3 protein-coding genes and 1 pseudogene are annotated in these 2801 nt (G+C 58.2%); all 4 read left to right on the top strand.

All coding sequences use genetic code 11. The features are described from left to right. The first annotated feature begins 75 nt into the window (after positions 1 to 75). Positions 76 to 423 (top strand): IS66 family insertion sequence element accessory protein TnpB, encoded by a 348-nt coding sequence (gene tnpB / locus QD409_RS35255; protein WP_004126182.1) that lies wholly within the window; start codon positions 76 to 78, stop codon positions 421 to 423. Between the two features lie 44 nt (positions 424 to 467). Beyond that, a pseudogene (locus QD409_RS35250) lies at positions 468 to 716 on the top strand (IS66 family transposase); the annotation flags it as partial. A gap of 642 nt (positions 717 to 1358) precedes the next feature. Beyond that, positions 1359 to 1817, top strand: a complete 459-nt coding sequence (locus QD409_RS35245) for a reverse transcriptase N-terminal domain-containing protein (RefSeq protein ID WP_051043303.1) — start codon at positions 1359 to 1361, stop codon at positions 1815 to 1817. Positions 1818 to 1946: 129 nt separating this feature from the next. Next, the gene (locus QD409_RS35240; RefSeq protein WP_430765014.1) at positions 1947 to 2780 is read left to right on the top strand and encodes an IS5-like element ISRtr4 family transposase; all 834 of its coding nucleotides are present in this window, start codon (positions 1947 to 1949) and stop codon (positions 2778 to 2780) included. Positions 2781 to 2801: the final 21 nt, after the last annotated feature.

The raw sequence follows: 2801 nt of genomic DNA, 5'->3' as shown, positions 1-2801 counted from the left end.
GGGCCGGTCGGTGCGGGTCACTCGTGACTTTGATGCCTCGACGTTGTCGCGCGTGCTTGATGTGCTGGAGGGACGATGATCCCGATCAGTTCGAACGTCAGAGTGTGGATTGCCAGCGGTCACTGCGATATGCGCAAGGGTATGCAGGGGTTGGCTCTCATCGTGCAAGAGGGGCTTAGCCGCAATCCGTTCCAGGGCGACGTTTTTGTTTTCCGCGGGAGAAATGGTCGATTGATCAAGGCCCTATGGCATGACGGTGTCGGACTATCGCTTTATGCCAAAAAGTTAGACCGCGGGCGGTTCGTCTGGCCGTCTGCGGAAGGCGGCGCGATAGCGATATCGCCTGCGCAGCTTTCTTATTTGTTGTCCGGAATTGATTGGCGCCATCCGCAGGAAACCTCTCGTCCGACGAAGGTCGGATAGCATTATTATATTGAAAATGTTGAGTGAATCTGATCAGATGGCTCATGGTATCGAAGCCCTCCGATCTTCCTGCGGACCTTACAAGCGCCTATCGGGCGCTGCTTTCCGAGCGTGCGATCCTTCAGGCCGAACGCGATGTCGTTGCCGCCGAGCGGGACATCGCGGTGGCCCAAGCTGCCAATGCACAGGCCATGCTGTCGGACAGCGAGGCGCTGATCGTCAGTCTGGAACTGGCGATCGAAAAGCTCCGGCGCGAACTGCGCGGTCAGAGGTCCGAGCGCACGGCGCGTCTGAATTACAGCTCGAAGAGCTCGGTGCGACGTGAAGTCGCTTGAATAATTGTTCGAAAGGGAAAGGAGAAAAACCACGCAGAGAACCTGACGTTCCGTCGTCTGTAGCCTACCGGCACATGCGGGATTGGCAACAATCCGGTGTGAAGCTGCCGGGACAATGTAGCCGGGCCCTCGGGCCGTGCGGAAGCCGTGAGGTGGAGGCATCATCTGCGAGCATCGACGCGGATCGGGCGCTAGGCTGGGCGGTATGACCAACTCAAGTGAACTGCTGTACTCGTCGTCATCGAGAACAAGCCAAAGATGCTGACAGGCTTGAACCAAAAGGTGCACGGTCGGATGCTTCCCGCTAGTTTGGAAGCACACGGACAACATGACCGCCGGCGAAAAGGCAGGGTCTAACCCGCTCCTGTTATTCAAGTGAAACACGGTAAGCCCGTATCCCCGCCCGGCAACGGGCAGGCCGACCGCAAGGAACGCTGTCGGAGGTGCGGGTAAAGGATGTTGGAGAAAGCGAAGGCCGTGCTGCAATGGCGCGGATAGGGGTTATGGGCAACCAACATCACCCCGCCCGAAAGGGAGCAGACTTCCGACTGGTCTCTCATCGCGAGAGAACAGGCAGAACCCTTACAGGAGGAAAAGCAAATGGCGGTCATGAAAATGACTGGTGCAGCCTCCCGCGGAACGGCGGACTGGAACCAGATTGACTGGAGCAAGGTTCGACAATCCGTGCGGCGGCTGCAAGTGCGTATCGCGAAAGCAGTTCGGGAACGCCGCTGGGGCAAGGTAAAAGCCTTACAACGGCTGCTGACCCACTCGTTCAGCGGCAAGGCATTGGCCGTGAAGCGAGTAACGGAAAATAGAGGAAAGAGAACACCCGGGGTGGACCGGACCATCTGGGACACACCCGGGAAATGCATCGGAGGATTATCGTCACTCAAACGGCGAGGGTACGGGCTGACGCCAATCCATTCGATCCGGCGTGGGATGGTTACTTCGCCCTACGGCGACACCAACCCTCGCCACGAGCGGATAAGCTCGATCCACGATCCCACTCCCTTTTATTATCACCGGAACCGGTGGCTCTCGTCGCTGAGGGCTTAGCAGAGGCTTGAGCTGCATGCCGGGAAACTGGCACGTGCAGTTCTAAGCTCAGAGGCTGCCTCAAAAAGAGGTGGGTGATTTCAACAGGTTATGATTCCTTCGGATTTGCGAGATTCGATGGAGAACACGATGGCCTGGACCAAAATCACCCGTCGGCAATATGCCCGGCGAACGGCACGCTACGYAAGCGATATGACGGATCGGGAATGGGGTCTGGTTCAGCCTTTCCTGCCAATGCCGCGCCGCTTGGGCCGCCCGCGGACCACGGATTTGCGAGAGGTGGTGAATGCCCTGCTTTACATCGCCACAACTGGTTGCCAATGGCGGATGCTGCCGAAGGATTTTCCACCCTGCTCGACCGTCCAGCGCTATTTCTATGAATGGAGAGCGTTGGGACTTTGGCCACGCATCAACCATCGTCTCGTGATGGAAACGCGCGAGTTGGAGGGCAAGGAGGCAAGCCCGACGGCCGGTGTGATCGATAGCCAGAGCGTCAAAACCACCGAAAGCGGCGGCATCCGGGGCTATGACGCGGGCAAGAAGACCAAAGGCCGCAAGCGCCATATCATCGTCGATACGCTCGGCCTGATGGTCGSTCTCATGGTGCACAGCGCCGACATCCAGGATCGCGACGGTGCTCCCGATCTCCYGAAATCCATCCGCCACAGGTGGCCATGGTTRCTGCATGTCTTCGCCGATGGTGGCTATGCGGGCGATAAGTTGAAGCGGCGACTGAAAAAGATCGGGCGCTGGACGATCGAGATCATCAAGCGCTCRGACAAGGCGAAAGGCTTCGAGGTTCTGCCGCGTCGATGGGTGGTCGAACGGACCTTCGCCTGGCTTGGCAGATGCCGCAGATTGGCCAAAGACGTCGAACGCTCGATCGCATCAGCCGAAGCGTGGATCATGATCGCCCACATTCGTCTCATCACCAGACGGCTAGCAAGGTATGGATATCGTTGAACGCTTTTCGAATCCGACTCT

Source organism: Rhizobium sp. BR 315 (assembly GCF_050577975.1).
Classification (GTDB): domain Bacteria; phylum Pseudomonadota; class Alphaproteobacteria; order Rhizobiales; family Rhizobiaceae; genus Rhizobium; species Rhizobium miluonense.
The sequence above is the reverse complement of the archived record's forward strand: the minus strand, read 5'-3'. Positions and strand labels throughout refer to the sequence as shown.

What these genes read in the sequence shown, in the direction of transcription:
- QD409_RS35245 (WP_051043303.1), top strand. Translation starts at nt 1,359, where the DNA reads ATGGCGGTCATGAAAATGACTGGTGCAGCCTCCCGCGGAACGGCGGAC.
- tnpB (WP_004126182.1), top strand. Translation starts at nt 76, where the DNA reads ATGATCCCGATCAGTTCGAACGTCAGAGTGTGGATTGCCAGCGGTCAC.